Source organism: Bacteroides ilei, from assembly GCF_900128495.1.
Lineage (GTDB): Bacteria > Bacteroidota > Bacteroidia > Bacteroidales > Bacteroidaceae > Phocaeicola > Phocaeicola ilei.
The window spans coordinates 1,456,359-1,476,440 of record NZ_LT635801.1 but is presented as its reverse complement, the minus strand read 5'-3'; the positions used below and the strand labels follow the sequence as shown (position 1 = coordinate 1,476,440).

The window sequence follows — 20,082 nt, the reverse complement described above, 5'->3', positions numbered from 1 at the left end:
TCTACAACACAAAAATAGGAAAGAAAAAAAAGATTGTGCTTGTCCATTGATTCAAACCTTTTACAAAAGGTTACAAAAATCCAATATCCGTTACAAAAACTTTACTCTATGTTACATAGAATACCAATAAATCTGCCAAAGCCTTTACAAACGACTTATTTTTAAATCTATGCGACATAAGAAACGATTCTCTCACATTATTATTTTTTGCCATGTAACCCGGTCAAACGGACTTGTAACATCTCAGATTCTGGGTCTCAGACTAATTCTTTTTCTTTGTATCAACGGAAAAATAAACCGCCGAAAGATCTCTTACCGGATCATTGAATAACAACTTTAATTCTATTTACCTTATGAAACATAACTATGCACAACTAGCAGTTGCCGCTTTATTCGGATTATCAGGCACCAGCCAACTGTCGGCTCAAAACCCCATTGTCCAGACATGTTACACTACCGATCCGGCACCTATGATACATAACGATACGTTATATGTATATACCGGACGCGATGAAGCAAATGCCGACTTTTTCTGGATGCAGGAATGGAGAGTATATTCTACAACCGACATGGCAAACTGGACCGACCACGGATCACCGCTGGCCATCGAAACGTTCAGCTGGGCCGACGACAGGGCATGGGCTGCCCAGTGTATCGAACGGAACGGCAAATTCTACTGGTATGTATGCCTTCACTCCAAACTAAGCAACGCCATGGCTATAGGTGTAGCCGTAGGCGACTCTCCTACCGGACCGTTCAAAGATGCCATAGGAAAACCCTTATGCGACGGAAGTTGGGATTACATCGACCCTACCGTCTTTATCGATGACGACGGACAGGCTTATCTCTACTGGGGCAACCCTCACATCTACTACGCCAGACTTAACGACGACATGATTTCCATCAAAGGAGAAGTAGGACGTATCGAACAGACCGAAGAAAGTTTCGGAGCCCCCAATCCGGAAAAACGCGTCAAAGGTCAGAAATACAAAGATACGTATACGGAAGGACCGTGGTTCTATAAGCGAAACAATAAATACTACCTGCTTTATGCTGCCGGGGGTGTACCCGAACACATCGCTTACTCCATGAGCGACCATCCGCTGGGCCCGTGGAAATACATGGGCGAAATCATGCCGCTCCAGGATACCGGTTCGTTCACCAATCACTGTGGTGTCATCGACTACAAAGGCCAGTCCTACTTTTTCTACCATACAGGCAAGCTTCCAGGCGGAGGTGGTTTCGGCCGGAGCGTTGCTGTAGAACCGTTCACATACAATCCGGACGGAACATTCCCGCTCATCAATGCCACCGCTGAAGGGGTCAGACCGATAGGAACGCTCAACCCGTATAACCGGGTAGAAGCCGAAACCATGGCTTTCTCCAAAGGAATAGAGGCCGAATGGAGTGAAAATACCGGTGTATACATCAGCAACACCCATACAGAAGACTATATCAAAGTACGGGAAGTGGATTTCGGATCCATATCACCGGCAAGCTTCAGTATATCGGCGGCAAGCGGACGTCGGGGCGGCACACTGGAAATCCATACCGACAGCATAAAAGGGGAAAAAATAGCAGAAATACCGGTTCCATGTACCGGCGGATGGGAAAAATGGCTAACTTTAAAAGCCGATATCAAGATTCCGGTCACAGGCAAGCACGATATCTATCTTGTCTTCAAAGGACGTAAAGGATGCAAACTGTTCAATCTTGACTGGTGGAAATTCGACAGGCAAAAGAAAGAAATATAAATCAGGCTAGACTGATTTTTCTATTCAATAGGTACCAACATATAAATAAATCAATATGAAAAACAAAGTATTATCAATCATGCTGATGGCTGCATGCCCGTTCTTCGGCATACATGCACAACAAAATCCATGGAACAATCCTGTAACGTCACCGACCGTAGGTCCCGACGGAAAAGTTACCTTCACCATCGAGGCACCGAATGCAAAAGACGTACAACTGAACGGACAATTCATGGAAGGCAACAAGCCTTTACAAAAAAATGAACGAGGAATATGGAGCGTCACCGTACAGGTTGACAAACCTGATATATATCCTTACTCATTCATTGTAGACGGCGTACAGGTATCCGATCCTAGCAATATATTATTGTTCCCTAATGAACGCTTCAAGGCGAGCCTGCTGGAAATGCCTTCAAAAGATGCATTGTACACAGTCAACCAGGTACCTCACGGCAAAGTGAGCTATTCAACCTACTACTCGGAAGTACTGCACATGAACCGGCCGTTATTGGTCTATACACCTGCAGGATATGAAACCAGCGGGAAAAGCTATCCGGTCCTGTATCTGGTAAGCGGAACTACCGATACGGAAGAGACATGGTTCAAGGTAGGACGTGTGAACACCATTCTCGACAACCTTATCGCACAAGGAAAAGCTGAACCCATGATTGTAGTAATGCCCTACGGTTACATGATGAACGGAACTCCGATGCCTTCTTCCATGGAGGCTGCCGGGATGTACGGAACATTCGCCGATGAACTTACCGGTTGCGTCATGCCTTTCGTGGAATCGGAATACCGCACGCTGGCCGACCGTGAACACCGGGCCATCGCCGGATTCTCACGCGGTGGTGGGCAGTCGCTTTTCACAGCGCTCAGCCATCTCGACAAATTTGCATGGCTTGCTTCCTACAGCGCATACCTCACTCCCGAAGTCATGGATAAGTATTTCAACGAAATTATCGGGAAAAAGGAACTGAACCAACGACTTGATCTGCTCTGGTTCGGCGTTGGCAACAGCGACTTCCTATATCCGGACGTCATACGTAACCTGGAATATTTTGACAAAAAAGGTATCACTTACCTGAAAAAGATTACAACCGGAGGACATACATGGATGAATGCACGTGATTATCTGGCAGAAACTGTGCAACTGTTCTTTAAGGCAAAAAACGACAAGACTTCTGCCAAATAAGAAATCTAATCTACTAACATAAATAAAAAATGAAAAAACCTCTACTTATTCTGGCTCTGCTAGCCATTGTGCCGACAATATTGTCGGCACAACAGCCAGGGCAAAGCCGTATCCTCACAGACACCATCTACAGTGAGGTGCTAAAGGCCAAACGGGCCTATACCATTTTCCTTCCACAAAGTTTCGACACCGACAAGAACCGGCAATATCCGATATTGTATCTGCTCCATGGAATGTGGGAAAACAATTCTTTATGGGCCAACCGCGGACATGTAAAGGATGTCATGGACCGTCTTACCAAAAGTGGAGAAGCACAAGAAATGGTCATTGTCACCCCTGATGCAGGAGGAGGTGATCCGAACATCTTCCAGAACGGCTATTTCGATATGCCCGGATGGAAATATGAAACCTTTTTCTTCACAGAATTCATGCCTTTTATTGAAAAGACCTACCGCATTATAAGCGATAAACAGCACCGGGCCATAGCCGGACTTTCAATGGGAGGCGGAGGAGCCACTTCCTACGGACAGAGACATCCCGATAAATTTACCGCCGTCTATGCCATGAGTGCCCTGATGAGCATCCCGGCCGTAGGAGCCGCAAAATTTGATGACCCGAACGGGAAACTGGCCATTCTCACCCAATCGGTTATAGACAACAGTTGTGTTGATTACGTGCTGAAAGGTGATGATGCCCGCAAAAACCAGTTACGCAGCGTAGCGTGGTTCGTTGACTGCGGTGATGATGATTTCCTGCTGGACCGTAACATTGAATTCTATCAAGCCATGCGTAATAACGGTATCCCCTGCGAATTCCGTGTCCGCGACGGGGCACATGACTGGGAATATTGGCATTCGGCACTTTACCAATGCCTGCCTTTTGTAAGCCGTCATATGAATCCATGAATCCCATAAGAATCCTGACGCACAAAAAGATGAAGGAATATCTATAAAAGGAGAAAGAATCTTTCCATAAAGATGAAGACATTCTACGCAAAAGTTCAAGATGTTTTCCTTGAAAGATAAAGATGTTTTTCAAAAAGATCAAAGGCTTTCAAAAAAGGCGCCACTATTCAAACAAAAAAGCCGTTCCAGCATATCAATTATCGTTGCTGGAACGGCTTTTATTTTTCAATGTATTGATGTCTGTAAGCATTCGAAGAAATGCACCTTTTACACTTTGAGGTTTGGTTGTAGCTTTGCGGCAGTGAATACAATCAAACCTCAATTATTATGAACAGACAAGAATTTGAAGAATTAGAATTGCAGGTGCAACAAAGCGAGCTGCCGTTGAAGTCGTACCTTCAACAGATAGGTGTAAGTTATTCAACCTATCACTACTGGCGTAGAAAATGTTCCGTTGACAGGAGCAGTATCAAACACGAGTTGGCTCCTATCAGTTTTAAACAGGCATTTACGGAGTCTTCCCAAGAAGAACAATTGCCGCATGGTGTTGCGCTGCTGTTTCCCAATGGACTTCGTGCCCACTTCGGGAGCGGTTCTGAAGATTTGCTGAAGGAAATATTTACCCAAAGTCTTCGAAACGGTCATGTTTAACCTGAACGACACGATGCGCTACTTCCTGTGTCCTGGCAGGACAGATATGCGCAAGGGTATCAGTTCGCTATGCGGAGTGGTACATGAGAAAATGAACAGTGAAGTGAGGAACGGTGATGTCTTCATCTTCATCGGTTCCAGCCGCAGGCTAATGAAACTCCTTCATGCCGAAGACGGAGGTATGGTAATGTATGTAAAACGTCTGGAGGCCGGTCGCTTCAAGTTGCCGGAGTATGATCCCAAATCAAACAGCTATCCCATGGAGTGGCGCGATCTGGTGATGATGGTTGAAGGAATACAGGAAAACCCGGAACAGAGGCTCCGGCGGTTAAGAGCCGAACGTAAGGAATACCATGTATAACATGTTTTTTATGTGAGTAAACTTTGGATATTGTTGCATAATTCACTGTTAATTAGTATATTTACATCATTAAAAGAAGTATAGACAATGGAAGAAAAAGAAATTTTACTCAAGACGATAGAAGGGCTGAATGCCTCTATAGCCTCATTGTCTACTACTAATAAGAATCAATCCGAACAGATAAAAAATCTGCAGGAACGTATCAAGGAGTTGACGGCTCAGGTCGCATGGCTGAACCGTCAGCTCTTTGGTCATAAATCGGAGAAACTTCGCGTATATGATCCTAATATGCCAGATCTCTTTGCCGACGAGTTTTCCGGACTCCGGCAGCAGGCGGAAGAAAAGCGGGACGAGGCTGTGGAAAAGATTGAGAAGGAATCGGTGGAAGACGTAAAACGAAATCGTCAGAACCGCAAAATGATAGAGGACTTGCCCGTATTGGAAACCGATACAATAGAACCGAAAGGCGTAGACTTGTCTTTATACCGTAGAATAGGCGAAGAGATAACAAAAGTCGTCAAACACAAGCCGGGAATGCTTTACGTCAAGGTGATCATCCGTCCCAAATATGCTCTCAAGGATAGTACCCTGCTTCCTCCAGCCGGACAGAAAGGCGTAGAGATAGCTCCCATGCCGCTGATGCCGGTCGACAAGTGCATTGCTGACACCAGCCTGCTTGCCGAGATACTGCTTCAGAAGTATGAATATCATGTCCCGTTCTACCGTCAGATACAGCAATACCGCCATCTTGGAATGAAAGGCCTTACCGAAAGTACACTGGACGGCTGGTTCAAGAAAACCGTGGAACTGCTTAAGCCTCTGTATGAAGAACTCAAATGGGAAGTCTTCTCCTGTGACTATGTACAGGCGGATGAAACTACAGTTCCGGTCATTAACAGAGAAAAACACAGAGCCGACAAGGAATATCTCTGGATGGTAAGATCAGTCATGGAGAAACTGGTCATCTTCCATTACGACGGGGGATCACGGGCCGGAGCGGTCATCGAATCCCTGGCAAATCACTATCACTTCAAGGGATATCTTCAATGTGACGGTTTTGCAGGTTATGAAACAGCCTTCAAGACCAACCCCGACGTGCGGCTACTCAACTGCCTGGTGCATATACGCCGTCATTTTGAGCAGGCTTTGGATGAAAACAGGGAGATGGCGCAACATGCACTGACTCAGATACAGCATATCTATAAAATAGAACGCCAGTGTGACGAAGCCGGCCTGTCATATGATGAGCGCAGACAGACGCGTCAGGAACTGTCCAGGCCAATCATGGAGGCAATGAAGGTATGGATGGAGACAGAAGGAATTAAATACAGTCCAAGTTCTTTGACAGGCAAGGCCATAACATATGCCTATACCAAATGGGATAATATTATGAGATGTCTGGACGATGGCCGCCTGTACTGGGACAACAATCTGGCGGAAAATGTCCAACGGCCCATCACTCTGAGCAGAAAAAATTTTCTCTTCTGTGGTAATCACGAAGCTGCGGTTAATATGTCTGTCATATGTTCTCTGCTGGCCACATGTAAGGCGCACGGGGTAAATCCCAGGGTATACCTGAACGATGTTATCGCACAAATGCCTTATCACAAAAAGGCAACCCAAGAAGAACTTTTGAATCTACTTCCACATAAATGGAAGTTGAAACATCCGGAATGTGTACTGACAAGGCAAAAGGAGGAATCTTGTAACTGATATAAATTGTAACATATGGGTTCAACAAAACAATAGCGGCTGATACTATTAGGTTCATAGTGACAGTCGCTATTGTTGTATATAAAGGTTTAATACCTGTAGTTGGCCGAATACTTACCAAAGATTCATTGCGCTCAAATATACGAAAAAAAGAATATGAGCCCTAAAAACGGGTAGATTTTTATTTCGAATCCAGTGGGATTATTCCAAGGTTAATGGCTTTTAAGTAAATTTGTTTAATACTAATTGTCTACTTCTTCTTTTTCTTGTGTTTTCTTTTGGATTTACTCTGTTGTCGATATTGAACAGTATGATTCTGCTGACTTTTGATATTCAGAAGGAAGCATATTATAGTAAGCTCGGAAGACGGTGCTGAAATATTGTGGGGTATTAAAGCCTGTCATATATGCTACTTCTGCGACTGTTATTGTGTCCGATGAACGTAATAACTCTGCTGCACGTTCTATACGTAGTTTACGTATATACTCTTTAGGTGAACATCCGATGAGCGTGGTCACTTTGCGATAGAAACTAGAACGTCCGTAACCCATAGTTTCAGATATGCAATCAATGTTTAGATTTTTATCATCAATGTGGTTTTGAATGTATGCATTGAAGTGGTCGAGGAATTTACGGTCATGTTCGTTTATTATTATCATTTTTGTTGTTGGGGGTACCTCCTTTGTTATATTTGTGTTTTGCTGTAATTTTGGTGTGGCTTGTTTTATTGTAGAAGTTTTTTTGATATCATTAAATTTTTGCATTAATGCTGCACAGTGGGCAACAAGAATACGCATATCGAAAGGTTTGGACAGATAAATGTCAGCTCCATATTTTATACTTTTTAGTTCAGTTTCTGCTGTGTCGACAGCCGTAAGCATTATTACTGGCAGATATCGGTAATTGCTTTTTCGTATATGTGTTAACAGCTGGAACCCATTCATATGTGGCATGCGAATGTCTGTTATCATAAGGTCAGGCATGTTTTCTTCAATTAGTTCAATAGCTTCTGCACCATCATTTGCTACCTCCACATGGAAATAGTTCAAAAGTTCTTGTTGTAAGAAATCTTGTATATCATAGTCATCTTCTACAATAAGAACCGTCTTGTTATTCATTGGCCGTGCTGGCATAGGGTGTGATATTTGTATTTTAGAACTATTTAGACGTTCTTGTTGTAACATTAATTCTGAATATTGTAAGAAATCGTCTGCTTTGTATTTTGTTTTGTCTATAGGTAATGTGAATTGGAACACAGAACCGCCTTCTTCTCCCGGCTTGTAAATTATCGTGCCCTGATGTTTCTTTACCAACTCGGCAGTTAGGTTTAACCCAATTCCAATAGAATTGGCATTCACCTTTGAACAGTTATATCTTTCAAAGAGTTTTTCACGCCTCTTTTCGGGTACGCCGATGCCTGTATCTTGTACGGTTACTACTAATGTTTTCCCTTCTACGGATAGCTTCATGGAGATTTCTCCTCCTACAGGGGTATATTTGAAGGCATTGCTTAACAGATTATAGGCTATTTTGTCTATATAGCTTCGGTCTGCATACATTATCAATTGTTTGTGTGTAGTAAAGAATTTGTAGTTGATACGTCGACGATCGCTGAATTCATGAAATGACAAGAATATATCTTTCAACATCTCCACTATTTCTACTTGTTCTAAATGCAGTTCCATGTTACCTGTTTCCATCTTTCTGAATTCTAGGAACTGGTCTATCAGTCTTTTCATTCGTACAACGTTACGTTGCATCACATATAACGACGGTTGTAGTTGTTCAGACTTTTTTTCTGATAATATTATTTTGTCCATTGCTCCCTGAATCAATGTTAGTGGAGTGCGAAATTCATGCGAAATGTTTGTAAAAAACTTTACCCTGTATTCCGTCAGTAGCCGCTCATCGTGGACTGTTTGTTTCAACTTGACTTCACGGCGGTAATGTGCATAGAATTGCGTAGCTATTGCTATTAGAATTAGCAATATAAATAAACGAAACCACCATGTCTGCCACCATGGTAAAAGGATTGTAAATGCTATCGATTGCTCATGTATCTTTGCATTACTATCGACTATCTTCACACGGAAAATGTAATGTCCTGGTTGCAAAGCATTGAAATTTGCAAAATTTGCCGTTGACGGTTCACTCCATTGCATAGCCAATCCTTCCAACAGGTAGGAATAGTATGTTGAGCGATTAGCGTTAAACGATAAGTCGGAAAAGAAAAATGTTAGAGCGTTTTGGTTATGCTTTAGTTTTATTTTATCACTATATTGTAATGGTGTATCATTGACCTTTATCTCTGAAATTCGCAATGTTTGTTCTACACCTGTCTGCTGAATCATTTTTTTACTGGTTATCAATGCACCGTCGAGTGAACCCAGTACAACTCGTCCATCGTTCATTGTTGCAGCACAATGTGAATTAAAGATATTCCTGAGTGGAGTGGTTTGTGAATATAGCTTGAATGTTGAGCCGCAATCAAGTGAATAACATAATGCCCCTTCATCGCCCGCTAGCCATATATTATGTTCTGTATCTTCAATGATGGCATTGATAGTACGGGTCACTCCGCTTTGTTTACTAAATGGTGCGAAGTCTTTGCTATCAGCTCGTACGAACACGCCCCATCCAGATGTCCCAGCCCATATAGCCTTCTTTGAGTCTTCCATCAGACAAGTTACCCTTATTTCTTCATCATCTATACTCAAAGGATACCTTGTATAAGATTCACTGTCTTTAATAAGGTGTTCTGGATTAAAACAGAATATTCCAATGTTCGTTGCCATCCATATTTTGCCATTATGGTCGCAAATCATTGATTTTACTTCCAATCCGTGAAATTGGGTAAAGAAATGTTTGAACATCCATCCTCCCCCCCTACGTTCCAACATATCGACCATGCCATAAACGTTGCATATCCATATTCTTCCCTTTTGGTCTGTAAGAATACAGTCTATGCGGTTACTTGCTATTGAAGGCGAGTTGGAAGAGTGGGTTAGAAATTCTTTTTCGATATAGAGTCCGTTGTCTCTTGTTCCAGCTATAAAACGTCCATTTTCGTCTGTCGTTATACACAGATATTCTACTCCTGTGGGTAGTGACATTGCTGTTTCTAACTCTCCGTTAGTGTTCATTGTAAATACTTTGCCTAGGTCGTTGGCAACAATGATGTCCCCTTTAGGTGTATTGGTCAGGACTTTTACTTCTTTTGCGTTAGTTATATCTTTTTGATTACCGAGAGTAACTACATTCATATTCTGCTCCTTAATTGACAATATAGTTATTCCGTGCCATTGCTCACATACTAGTATACGTCCATTTCTGTCTTCAATCATATCTGTTATATAATTTGATGGAATCAGGTGTCCTGATGTGTTGGCTGTAATGCGTTTTAGCATATTGCCATTACTATCATATACAGTAATACCTCCACCTGCTGTTGAAATCCATATCAGACCTCTCCTGTCCGTTACCACTTTCAGCTTTATATCCGAACTTAGCTTCCATAAGAATAAAGGAATAGCTTTTAATATTAATGTGTTGTTCGTTTTTACATTCTGATACACTATGTCTTCCTTATTGCTAATTACTGTGATGTAATTTCCACGGTTATCAATTATTATATTCTGTTTTAAACAGAAATTCTGGGCATATGCTAATGAATCTTTTAATGGTTCGAATAGACCGTATCGTGTGTTGAGCCCAATGACCTCTTGGCGTGGAAAAGTTACTGCTATTTGCCCGTCTTTCCATCGTGCCAATCTGCTAATTCGATTGTTTTTCATTAGTGACCTGTTGCCTGTGGAAGTTCTTGTGAACTTCTGTACTCGGTATCCATCAAAGCGGTAGAGACCATTTAGTGTTCCTAGCCATAAATATCCATCTTCGTCTTGTGTTATGCATCTGATATTATTATTGGGCAAAGCGTTTATCTTGTTCAGTTGATGAGATATAATTTCCAGTTTTTCCATGCCATATCCTTTTGTGTACAGCACAGAGAATATCAATAAAAAACAAGTTCGTAATAGTTGCATTGAGCGAATTATTCTCATTTTATGACAGCTTGATAGATTCTGTCACAAAGATAAAGATTTTTATAAGTTATCATCCAGTAAAAGGGTGGAAATGTGTAAAATGGAATAAAAGAGTTTATAATGAGACAAAAGTGTACCTTTAATTTTGTTGCTACTATAGTGTATGAGACAAAAATGTTGGTAAATGGATGAAATTGGACTTGTGTTGGTAATAGATAAGTCTATTTTTGCCAAAAACTTAAAACTCAAAAAAATTATAAATGATGAAATTTTTTATATTTATGCTTCTTTCAGTTTTTTCTATGTCGAAAGTAGAGGCGCAAGAGACTTTATGGGAACAGTTCTGCAATCCGCACCACGGTGCACGCACAAAAGTGTGGTGGTTTCATGGTGAGACAACTACTACAAAAGAAGGTATAGATGCTGATTTGAGGGCGTTCAAGGAGGCTGGTCTGGGCGGCGTAGTCTATTATGACCAGACTCATGGTTCAGAGGAAGGAGCTTTTGCTTCTATGTCACCAGAATGGTGGGATATGTTGAAGTATGCGGCACGTCGTGCCAAGGAATTAGGATTGAGCTTTGAGTTAGCTGCTTCTAACGGATATGTGGCCGGTGGCCCATGGATAACACCTGATATGGGAATGCAGCAAGTGGTGAGCGCTGAAGTTCCTTTGGAACTTCCATTGGAGGAAGGAGAGGTACTTTCTTTACCTTCATTTTATCGTGAAGGTTTCAAGGATATTGCTACGTTCTTGATACCTTCTCCTGCATCATATACTCCTGTTTGTATACAGAAAGAGCGGTTAATTGTGGAAGATTGTGCTGAACTTATTATTGAGTATGATGCCGGAAAAACCGTTGTCATGAGTACTATCACTTATCGGACAAATCCTCGTGGGAAGGGTTCGTATGGCTCGATGAATTTACCGGGTAAACCACAAGAACGTTTTTGGGGTGCTGGATATGTTGATTTTCCACCTATTGGTGATCTTGAATATAGTAATGATGGCAAGACGTGGAAATCGGCTGCACGATTATTGACTGTTGAGAATATTATCGGTCACAAAAGCAATCGTCGTACTATTAACTTTCCTGCAGTAAAGGCACGTTATTTTCGTGTGCGTTTACATGATTGGACTGATGCGGCGTCTAAGTTCTGTAAATTGGAAATCGGGGATGTATGGCTTAGTGGACGTGATATGATTGATAACTGGGAAGTCAAGACCGGTTTACGTTCAGAGGTTACTTATCCTCATGCAACTGGTAATAATCGAGGAGCATTAAAAGCGGACGATATCATAGATATTACATCTTTGGTTGATGATGAAGGCCATATAGACATAAATGGGTTGAGACATATTAAAGAAGGGAAGTACCGTATGATACGTATTGGTTACATTCATACAGGTGGACATACCAAACATGGGCGTAGCCGTGTGGTGTGGAATGGCAAGGAATTGTATGCTAAAACATGGTTGGAAGCAGATGTGATGAATGCGAAGGCTGCTGAATTGCACTATAACAGCTATTTTAAAGCTATTTATGATACACTTTGTGTCATCGGGTGTCCGCCACAAGGAATGCACATGGATAGTCATGAAGCTGGAATTGCCAATTGGACTCCAGAAATGCCAACTCATTTCAAGCGTGTAGCAGGTTATGACATCAGACCGTGGCTGGTGGCGCTGTGTGGATACATCATTGATAACCGTGAAAGAACGGAGCAATTCTTGCATGATTTTCGTCAAACAATTTCTGCAACAATTAGTGACCAGTTTTATGGAACATTTGCACGCCTTTGTAAACGTGATAGTGTAACTTTTACTTGTCAAGCTATGTTGGGATGCGTAAATGACAATATTGCTTCGCGTGGACATGCAGACAAGCCACAAGGAGAGTTTTGGGGGTATCAGGTGAATGGCAATTACGACTGTCTTGATTGTTCTTCCTCTGCCCATCTTTATGGTAAACGTGTCTCTTCTGCCGAGGCATTTTCGGACTCTCCCTATTTTGTTAATGATGAAACTGCATCTCAAGAGAACTGTATCAGCGGCTGGCACAAGCTGTTACGAATTGCAAATCTTGCATATTGTAAAGGCATTAATGAGTTTGTAGCTTGTTCTGGGAGCTATCAGCCCTGGTTGGACAGGAAGTATGATGATTCAAAGAGTAAACATCCTTATATTTTTCACCGTTTCAATCCGGCATGGCCGGTAAGTCGTGACCATTTTTGGGAATACCAAGCCCGTTGTTCCGAATTGTTACAAGCAGGACGCCCTATTGTCGATCTTCTTATCTATATCGGGGAAGATGTTCCGTTGAAGACCATGACTTATAAACTTCCACTTATTCCGGAAGGTTATCAGTATGATGTATGTACGTTGCGCTCATTAAAAGAGTCTTCATTATTTAGTGGATCATCTTGTTGTCCACAATATAAAGCGCTGATAGTGCAGGATCGCACTTATCTTTCTCCAGAGGCCGAGGAATGGTTTGTAAAACTACGGAGGCATGGTATGACCATCATACGCTGTGACAAAGGGGAAACGATTGCTGATGGCTTGAATAGGGCAGGAATAGAACCTGATATAACTATAAAAAGTGCTGACAAACCAACAGACAAAACGTATTTTTATCATCGTCAGGTAAAGGGCGCAGACATTTATTTTGTGTATAACCATAGTAATCATGACTACGTTCAAAATATTATATTACGTTCTAGATACAAGACTATGGAACAGTGGAATCCATTGTCTTTGGAACGTAAGCCTTTTAATGGCACACTTAGTTTAAAGCCTTACGGAAGCCTATTTATTATTGCACAATAAAAATAAAAAGTGATATTTATGAAAAAAAGTACAATTGTTTGTACAATGCTGTTGTTTATTATGCAAACAATAGCAGCAACAGAAAGGGAAGTGATTCTTATGAACTTCGGGTGGAAGTTTCAATTAGGAGAAGTGGAGAACGGAGAAAAACCGCAATTGGACGATAGTCAATGGAGACAGCTTGATTTGCCGTATGATTATCAATTGAATATGCCATGGGAAAAAACGGCAAACCGTTCCCGGGCTTTCAAAGATATGTCTGGTGCATGGTTCCGTAAGACATTCCATCCAGACGAGGCGTGGAAAGATCGTCAAGTACTTATTGATTTTGAAGGAATGATGTATTATGGTGATGTCTATCTTAATGGCGAAAAAATAGGTTCTACTGAGTATGGATATTGTGGATTTGAATGTGATGTAACAAAGAAATTGAAATATGGTCAGGATAATCTTCTTGCTGTATATACCAATACCGGTGTTGCCGGCGGTTCACGTTGGTATACAGGAGGTGGAATTAATCGGGATGTACGAATCATTGTAAAAAATCCGATGTCGCTATCGCGTCACGGTGTATATGTCACTACTGTGAAAAACAATGCTAATACTTGGACTGTGCATGCACAGGCAGAACTTCGTGGGAATCTACTTGAAAAGGGAAAAATAGAATTTATTGCTGATATATATGATGCTGATGGAAAGAAAGTAGCTTCTTCGGATAAGACGTTGGCTCCTTCCAAGTCCCGACTTCATTTATGTGAAGTGTCGATAGATTCAATAACTGTAACATCACCTCGTTTATGGGATATTGTGACTCCTTATAACGATGACCAGACTCGTAATTTATATACTTGTGAAGTGACTATGTATGTAGATGGTAGAGTAACTGACAAAGTGAGTGAACGCTTCGGCTTTCGTACCATTGAGTTCGGCTCTGATTTTGGTTTTCGGCTTAACGGAAAGAAAGTATTTATTCAAGGTATTGCCAATCACACTGATTTTGGTGGGGTAGGAGTAGCTACTTATCGCAGAGCAATAGAAAGACAGCTTAAACTGTTGAAATCGTTTGGATTTAATGCTGTCCGTTGTTCTCATAACCCTTATCCTGAAGTTTTTTATGATTTGTGTGACGAAATGGGATTTGTCGTTATAGACGAATTTGTAGACAAATGGAGTAATGATGGGAATTGTTGGGGGGGACGTGAGTCTTTTATGCATTTGTGGCCGGAGTTGCTTACTGAATGGGTTAAACGAGATAGAAATCATCCTTGTGTGATTATGTGGAGTTTAGGAAATGAGATGCAGCATCGTGAAAATGCTTCTGGTTACATGACAGGAGATTGGGGGGTTACTACGTTTCGCATTCTTGATACATATTTGAAACGTTACGATAAAACACGTCCATCAACAGCAGCTATGTACCCTGCTCGTGCCAACGGTATCCGACGTGCAGATCCGGGATTTCGCGAGAAGTCTAAAATCATTCCGCCGGAACTATCTTGTATCACAGAGATTGCCTCTTACAATTACGAATATGCGGATTATCGTCGTTATAAAGCGTGTAATCCAAATTTGATTATCTTTCAAAGTGAAGCTAGTGTAAATGATTTGATTACGCCATTTTTAAGAATGGATAAGTCTTCAACGGTTGGGTTATGCTATTGGGGAGCTATTGAATATTGGGGTGAAAGTGATGGTTGGCCTAAAAAGGGTTGGAATTACTCCTTTTTTGATCATACACTTAAGCCTTATCCTCGTGCTTGGTTGTTACGTTCGTGTTTTGTAGAAAATGAACCTCAAGTGCATATAGGAGTACTGGATGGTGAGCAGAAAAGTATTATTTGGAATGATGTATTGTCTGGACGTGCTGAAATGAGTCATTTTTATTGGAAACCCAATTGTGGAGATAGTATAACTCTTGAAGTCTCTTCGAATTGTAACGAAGTAGAATTAATACAAAATGGGAAGAGCTTGGGCATCAAAAAAAATGATTATACTAATGATAAGGCTCAAAATAAGTTTTTATGGAGAAAAATACCGTGGCAACCGGGCAAAATAGTAGCTATCGCTAAAAACAATGGTAAAGAAGTTGCATGTCATGAGCTACAATCTCCTGGGAAAGCTAAACGGTTGCGTATAGACGTTGAAACTCCTAATGATTGGAATGCTGATGGTATGGATTTGCAATTCGTTCGTATAACAGTCGTAGACAGCAAAGGTATTCCAGTGGAAAATTATGAGGGCGACCTTACGGTAAATCTTATAGGTGAAGCGAAGTTGTTAGCTCTTGATAATGGAGATCACTTTACTGACCGGAATTTGGAAAATACCACTACTTCACTGTATCGTGGAAGTGCTTTGCTTATTCTTCGTTCTACATGTAAAAGTGGGAAGATTCAAGTTAAAGCCTCTGTTCCGGGTATAAAAGATGCTTCTATCGTATTAACTACAAACTAATAAAAATAATGCGAATCAGAAGATGTTTTCAACTACTGATTCGCATTATTTACAGTTAATCACAACATGATACAATATTAATACTTTGTGCTTAATATAAAAATATTTTTAAATACTTACTTGTTGTTTTAATTTATAACTGTTTTCGCAACTCAAACCTGGCGTATACGTAGCTAATGTAGGCATCTGGTGGAGTGGTATATTAAATCGGCAAACAATGGACGATGAAGTCGTATTCCAATACAGCGAAGACGGCGATGCATCAAACCGTTTGTTTACATGCGATTATTATGGAGTAACAACTATTAACGGTTCTAAAAATATGCCGTGTTTCTATGGAGATATTTGGGGAGACTGGCGAGAAGAAATGATTTATGTTGTAGATGATGGCATAAGTGATAAAGATGGCAACTCATGTGGTTCAACAGAATTACGTATCTTCACGACAAATATAGAAACACAATACCGATTCCGTCCGCTAATGTATGATCATATATATAAGATGAGTGCAACTCACCAAAATATCGATTATAATCAATCAACACATACGGGATACTATATTGGCTCTGATTTAGAATGAGGATGCATCAAATATATGAATTGGGTATTCCTTCACAGGAGATGTTTGGGTGAACGGATAGAAAATAACTAGAATCGATTATGGTTATTTAACTATTGAAAGAGAAACTACAGACTTTATCTGTTATGGAGAAGAAAATGTAATCGCCATATGAGTAAGATGCAGGAGGTGGAAAGGATTCCCACTGGTATGCGGGGAGCGTATTTTCTGGGATATATAGTAGTAAGATTCAAAGATATCGTTATCTTTCGTCATGGAATATATATCATCACACTTGTGGTATCCGAGCAGAATATGGAAGTAAACGTTCTAGCAGAAGTGGACAGCGTTTACAATAAAGAATGCAACTTGAAAATCTGTACTCACTTGTGTTCTCTCCTGACAGAGTAGAAATAGGAAGTTCTGAAATGGATGTGTCTAAAAATGAAAACATCCTTCGGTAGAAATGTCTCTTCCTAACATAATGTGCGTTCGAGAAAATCAGAGCAATGAAGGCCGTATGCTAACTGTAAGCATTCGGTAAATTAATAGGTATTAAATCTTTGTATACAATAATAGAGGCTGTTTCAAATTGAAATATAATTTTGAGATGGCCTCTTTTTAAAATTATGTTAGTTTATATTCATCCGGATAGTAAACAAAGTCGATAACAGCTCTTTCGTATTCAAACAGTTCTTCAGGCTTGAAGAATCGCTCTATTTCTTCGATAGCCGTTTTGGGTGAATCGGAGGTGTGGATGATGTTTTCCTGTGAACTTACACAATAGTCACCTCGAATAGTCCCCGGAACTGCTACACGCCCATTGGTAGCTCCTGTCATGGAACGTACCACTTGAATGGCATCGACTCCTTCATAACAGCATACGATAACCGGGCAGGCCATCATGGACGCTTTTACACGAGAAAAGAACGGTTTCCCGGCCAGGTGTGCATAATGTTCGTTGAGCAGGTCTTCGGTAAGCTGCATCATTTTCATGCCCGCCAGACGCAAGCCTTTACGTTCAAATCTATGGGTTATTTCTCCAATAAGTCCGCGTTGTACGGTACTTGGTTTTAGAATCACTAATGTTTTTTCGAGACTCATAGTTCGTTTATATTAAGGTGATACAAAGATTGTAAGCATTCGAAGAAATGCACCTTTTACATTTTGAGGTTTGGTTGTAGCTTTGCGGCAGTGAATACAATCAAACCTCAATTATTATGAACAGACAAGAATTTGAAGAATTAGAATTGCAGGTGCAACAAAGCGAGCTGCCGTTGAAGTCGTACCTTCAACAGATAGGTGTAAGTTATTCAACCTATCACTACTGGCGTAGAAAATGTTCCGTTGACAGGAGCAGTATCAAACACGAGTTGGCTCCTATCAGTTTTAAACAGGCATTTACGGAGTCTTCCCAAGAAGAACAATTGCCGCATGGTGTTGCGCTGCTGTTTCCCAATGGACTTCGTGCCCACTTCGGGAGCGGTTCTGAAGATTTGCTGAAGGAAATATTTACCCAAAGTCTTCGAAACGGTCATGTTTAACCTGAACGACACGATGCGCTACTTCCTGTGTCCTGGCAGGACAGATATGCGCAAGGGTATCAGTTCGCTATGCGGAGTGGTACATGAGAAAATGAACAGTGAAGTGAGGAACGGTGATGTCTTCATCTTCATCGGTTCCAGCCGCAGGCTAATGAAACTCCTTCATGCCGAAGACGGAGGTATGGTAATGTATGTAAAACGTCTGGAGGCCGGTCGCTTCAAGTTGCCGGAGTATGATCCCAAATCAAACAGCTATCCCATGGAGTGGCGCGATCTGGTGATGATGGTTGAAGGAATACAGGAAAACCCGGAACAGAGGCTCCGGCGGTTAAGAGCCGAACGTAAGGAATACCATGTATAACATGTTTTTATGTGAGTAAACTTTGGATATTGTTGCATAATTCACTGTTAATTAGTATATTTACATCATTAAAAGAAGTATAGACAATGGAAGAAAAAGAAATTTTACTCAAGACGATAGAAGGGCTGAATGCCTCTATAGCCTCATTGTCTACTACTAATAAGAATCAATCCGAACAGATAAAAAATCTGCAGGAACGTATCAAGGAGTTGACGGCTCAGGTCGCATGGCTGAACCGTCAGCTCTTTGGTCGTAAATCGGAGAAACTTCGCGTATATGATCCTAATATGCCAGATCTCTTTGCCGACGAGTTTTCCGGACTCCGGCAGCAGGCGGAAGAAAAGCGGGACGAGGCTGTGGAAAAGATTGAGAAGGAATCGGTGGAAGACGTAAAACGAAATCGTCAGAACCGCAAAATGATAGAGGACTTGCCCGTATTGGAAACCGATACAATAGAACCGAAAGGCGTAGACTTGTCTTTATACCGTAGAATAGGCGAAGAGATAACAAAAGTCGTCAAACACAAGCCGGGAATGCTTTACGTCAAGGTGATCATCCGTCCCAAATATGCTCTCAAGGATAGTACCCTGCTTCCTCCGGCCGGACAGAAAGGCGTAGAGATAGCTCCCATGCCGCTGATGCCGGTCGACAAGTGCATTGCTGACACCAGCCTGCTTGCCGAGATACTGCTTCAGAAGTATGAATATCATGTCCCGTTCTACCGTCAGATACAGCAATACCGCCATCTTGGAATGAAAGGCCTTACCGAAAGTACACTGGACGGCTGGTTCAAGAAAACCGTGGAACTGCTTAAGCCTCTGTATGAAGAACTCAAATGGGAAGTCTTCTCCTGTGACTATGTACAGGCGGATGAAACTACAGTTCCGGTCATTAACAGAGAAAAACACAGAGCCGACAAGGAATATCTCTGGATGGTAAGATCAGTCATGGAGAAACTGGTCATCTTCCATTACGACGGGGGATCACGGGCCGGAGCGGTCATCGAATCCCTGGCAAATCACTATCACTTCAAGGGATATCTTCAATGTGACGGTTTTGCAGGTTATGAAACAGCCTTCAAGACCAACCCCGACGTGCGGCTACTCAACTGCCTGGTGCATATACGCCGTCATTTTGAGCAGGCTTTGGATGAAAACAGGGAGATGGCGCAACATGCACTGACTCAGATACAGCATATCTATAAAATAGAACGCCAGTGTGACGAAGCCGGCCTGTCATATGATGAGCGCAGACAGACGCGTCAGGAACTGTCCAGGCCAATCATGGAGGCAATGAAGGTATGGATGGAGACAGAAGGAATTAAATACAGTCCAAGTTCTTTGACAGGCAAGGCCATAACATATGCCTATACCAAATGGGATAATATTATGAGATGTCTGGACGATGGCCGCCTGTACTGGGACAACAATCTGGCGGAAAATGTCCAACGGCCCATCACTCTGAGCAGAAAAAATTTTCTCTTCTGTGGTAATCACGAAGCTGCGGTTAATATGTCTGTCATATGTTCTCTGCTGGCCACATGTAAGGCGCACGGGGTAAATCCCAGGGTATACCTGAACGATGTTATCGCACAAATGCCTTATCACAAAAAGGCAACCCAAGAAGAACTTTTGAATCTACTTCCACATAAATGGAAGTTGAAACATCCGGAATGTGTACTGACAAGGCAAAAGGAGGAATCTTGTAACTGATA

The 20,082-nt window shown here is 41.6% G+C and carries 15 protein-coding genes; 13 read left to right on the top strand and 2 right to left on the bottom strand.

Annotation, left to right across the window (positions count from 1 at the left end):
* Positions 1 to 353: 353 nt before the first annotated feature.
* The 6 genes from BQ7489_RS06430 to tnpC (BQ7489_RS06400) all read left to right on the top strand — a co-directional run bounded on the left by BQ7489_RS06430 (position 354) and on the right by tnpC (BQ7489_RS06400) (position 6,579).
* Complete coding sequence (locus tag BQ7489_RS06430) at positions 354 to 1,754, top strand: glycoside hydrolase family 43 protein (protein WP_072532048.1); 1,401 nt, start codon at positions 354 to 356, stop codon at positions 1,752 to 1,754.
* Positions 1,755 to 1,809: 55 nt separating this feature from the next.
* Positions 1,810 to 2,949, top strand: a complete 1,140-nt coding sequence (locus BQ7489_RS06425; RefSeq protein ID WP_072530335.1) for an esterase — start codon at positions 1,810 to 1,812, stop codon at positions 2,947 to 2,949.
* Between the two features lie 29 nt (positions 2,950 to 2,978).
* Positions 2,979 to 3,854 carry an alpha/beta hydrolase gene (locus BQ7489_RS06420; protein WP_072530334.1) on the top strand — a complete coding sequence of 292 codons (876 nt, stop codon included), beginning with the start codon at positions 2,979 to 2,981 and terminating at the stop codon, positions 3,852 to 3,854.
* Positions 3,855 to 4,181: 327 nt separating this feature from the next.
* Entirely contained in the window at positions 4,182 to 4,505 is a 324-nt protein-coding gene (gene tnpA / locus BQ7489_RS06410) for an IS66 family insertion sequence element accessory protein TnpA (RefSeq protein ID WP_022233666.1), read from the top strand.
* Complete coding sequence (tnpB, locus tag BQ7489_RS06405) at positions 4,498 to 4,866, top strand: IS66 family insertion sequence element accessory protein TnpB (RefSeq protein ID WP_071149928.1); 369 nt, start codon at positions 4,498 to 4,500, stop codon at positions 4,864 to 4,866. Before tnpA (BQ7489_RS06410) ends, tnpB (BQ7489_RS06405) begins: the two co-directional genes overlap by 8 nt.
* 87 nt (positions 4,867 to 4,953) lie before the next feature.
* A complete protein-coding gene (gene tnpC / locus BQ7489_RS06400; protein ID WP_072530332.1) occupies positions 4,954 to 6,579 on the top strand; it encodes an IS66 family transposase in 1,626 nt (541 codons plus the stop codon).
* A gap of 284 nt (positions 6,580 to 6,863) precedes the next feature.
* Here the strand turns inward: tnpC (BQ7489_RS06400) and BQ7489_RS06395 are convergent, their stop codons facing one another.
* Positions 6,864 to 10,559: a hybrid sensor histidine kinase/response regulator transcription factor gene (locus BQ7489_RS06395; protein ID WP_162617781.1), complete on the bottom strand. Its 3,696-nt coding sequence runs from the start codon at positions 10,557 to 10,559 to the stop codon at positions 6,864 to 6,866.
* Positions 10,560 to 10,882: 323 nt separating this feature from the next.
* Here BQ7489_RS06395 and BQ7489_RS06390 point away from each other — a divergent pair, with 323 nt between their 5' ends.
* From BQ7489_RS06390 to BQ7489_RS06375, 4 genes are all read left to right on the top strand, one after another.
* The gene (locus BQ7489_RS06390) at positions 10,883 to 13,450 is read left to right on the top strand and encodes a glycosyl hydrolase (RefSeq protein ID WP_072530330.1); all 2,568 of its coding nucleotides are present in this window, start codon (positions 10,883 to 10,885) and stop codon (positions 13,448 to 13,450) included.
* Between the two features lie 18 nt (positions 13,451 to 13,468).
* Complete coding sequence (locus BQ7489_RS06385) at positions 13,469 to 15,904, top strand: glycoside hydrolase family 2 protein (RefSeq protein ID WP_072530329.1); 2,436 nt, start codon at positions 13,469 to 13,471, stop codon at positions 15,902 to 15,904.
* 139 nt (positions 15,905 to 16,043) lie between these two features.
* On the top strand, positions 16,044 to 16,484 hold the full coding sequence (locus BQ7489_RS06380; protein ID WP_449374833.1) for a rhamnogalacturonan lyase family protein: 441 nt from the start codon (positions 16,044 to 16,046) through the stop codon (positions 16,482 to 16,484).
* A 150-nt stretch (positions 16,485 to 16,634) separates the two neighbouring features.
* Entirely contained in the window at positions 16,635 to 16,874 is a 240-nt protein-coding gene (locus BQ7489_RS06375; RefSeq protein WP_072530327.1) for a hypothetical protein, read from the top strand.
* A 216-nt stretch (positions 16,875 to 17,090) separates the two neighbouring features.
* Here BQ7489_RS06375 and ndk read toward each other — a convergent pair whose 3' ends face one another.
* Positions 17,091 to 17,567, bottom strand: a complete 477-nt coding sequence (gene ndk / locus BQ7489_RS06370; protein WP_022053025.1) for a nucleoside-diphosphate kinase — start codon at positions 17,565 to 17,567, stop codon at positions 17,091 to 17,093.
* Positions 17,568 to 17,683: 116 nt separating this feature from the next.
* On the opposite strand from ndk, the gene tnpA (BQ7489_RS06365) reads away from it, so the two are divergent.
* From tnpA (BQ7489_RS06365) to tnpC (BQ7489_RS06355), 3 genes are all read left to right on the top strand, one after another.
* Positions 17,684 to 18,007 carry an IS66 family insertion sequence element accessory protein TnpA gene (tnpA, locus tag BQ7489_RS06365; protein ID WP_022233666.1) on the top strand — a complete coding sequence of 108 codons (324 nt, stop codon included), beginning with the start codon at positions 17,684 to 17,686 and terminating at the stop codon, positions 18,005 to 18,007.
* Positions 18,000 to 18,368 carry an IS66 family insertion sequence element accessory protein TnpB gene (tnpB, locus tag BQ7489_RS06360; protein ID WP_071149928.1) on the top strand — a complete coding sequence of 123 codons (369 nt, stop codon included), beginning with the start codon at positions 18,000 to 18,002 and terminating at the stop codon, positions 18,366 to 18,368. Before tnpA (BQ7489_RS06365) ends, tnpB (BQ7489_RS06360) begins: the two co-directional genes overlap by 8 nt.
* Positions 18,369 to 18,454: 86 nt before the next feature.
* Positions 18,455 to 20,080, top strand: coding sequence for an IS66 family transposase (tnpC, locus tag BQ7489_RS06355; protein WP_072529846.1), 1,626 nt, complete (start codon positions 18,455 to 18,457; stop codon positions 20,078 to 20,080).
* The last annotated feature ends 2 nt before the right edge of the window (positions 20,081 to 20,082 follow it).

Coding starts and splice junctions, on each gene's coding strand:
- BQ7489_RS06430 (WP_072532048.1), top strand. CDS start 354: ATGAAACATAACTATGCACAACTAGCAGTTGCCGCTTTATTCGGATTA.
- BQ7489_RS06425 (WP_072530335.1), top strand. CDS start 1,810: ATGAAAAACAAAGTATTATCAATCATGCTGATGGCTGCATGCCCGTTC.
- BQ7489_RS06420 (WP_072530334.1), top strand. CDS start 2,979: ATGAAAAAACCTCTACTTATTCTGGCTCTGCTAGCCATTGTGCCGACA.
- tnpA (WP_022233666.1), top strand. CDS start 4,182: ATGAACAGACAAGAATTTGAAGAATTAGAATTGCAGGTGCAACAAAGC.
- tnpB (WP_071149928.1), top strand. CDS start 4,498: ATGTTTAACCTGAACGACACGATGCGCTACTTCCTGTGTCCTGGCAGG.
- tnpC (WP_072530332.1), top strand. CDS start 4,954: ATGGAAGAAAAAGAAATTTTACTCAAGACGATAGAAGGGCTGAATGCC.
- BQ7489_RS06395 (WP_162617781.1), bottom strand. CDS start 10,559: ATGGAAAAACTGGAAATTATATCTCATCAACTGAACAAGATAAACGCT.
- BQ7489_RS06390 (WP_072530330.1), top strand. CDS start 10,883: ATGATGAAATTTTTTATATTTATGCTTCTTTCAGTTTTTTCTATGTCG.
- BQ7489_RS06385 (WP_072530329.1), top strand. CDS start 13,469: ATGAAAAAAAGTACAATTGTTTGTACAATGCTGTTGTTTATTATGCAA.
- BQ7489_RS06375 (WP_072530327.1), top strand. CDS start 16,635: ATGAGTAAGATGCAGGAGGTGGAAAGGATTCCCACTGGTATGCGGGGA.
- ndk (WP_022053025.1), bottom strand. CDS start 17,567: ATGAGTCTCGAAAAAACATTAGTGATTCTAAAACCAAGTACCGTACAA.
- tnpA (WP_022233666.1), top strand. CDS start 17,684: ATGAACAGACAAGAATTTGAAGAATTAGAATTGCAGGTGCAACAAAGC.
- tnpB (WP_071149928.1), top strand. CDS start 18,000: ATGTTTAACCTGAACGACACGATGCGCTACTTCCTGTGTCCTGGCAGG.
- tnpC (WP_072529846.1), top strand. CDS start 18,455: ATGGAAGAAAAAGAAATTTTACTCAAGACGATAGAAGGGCTGAATGCC.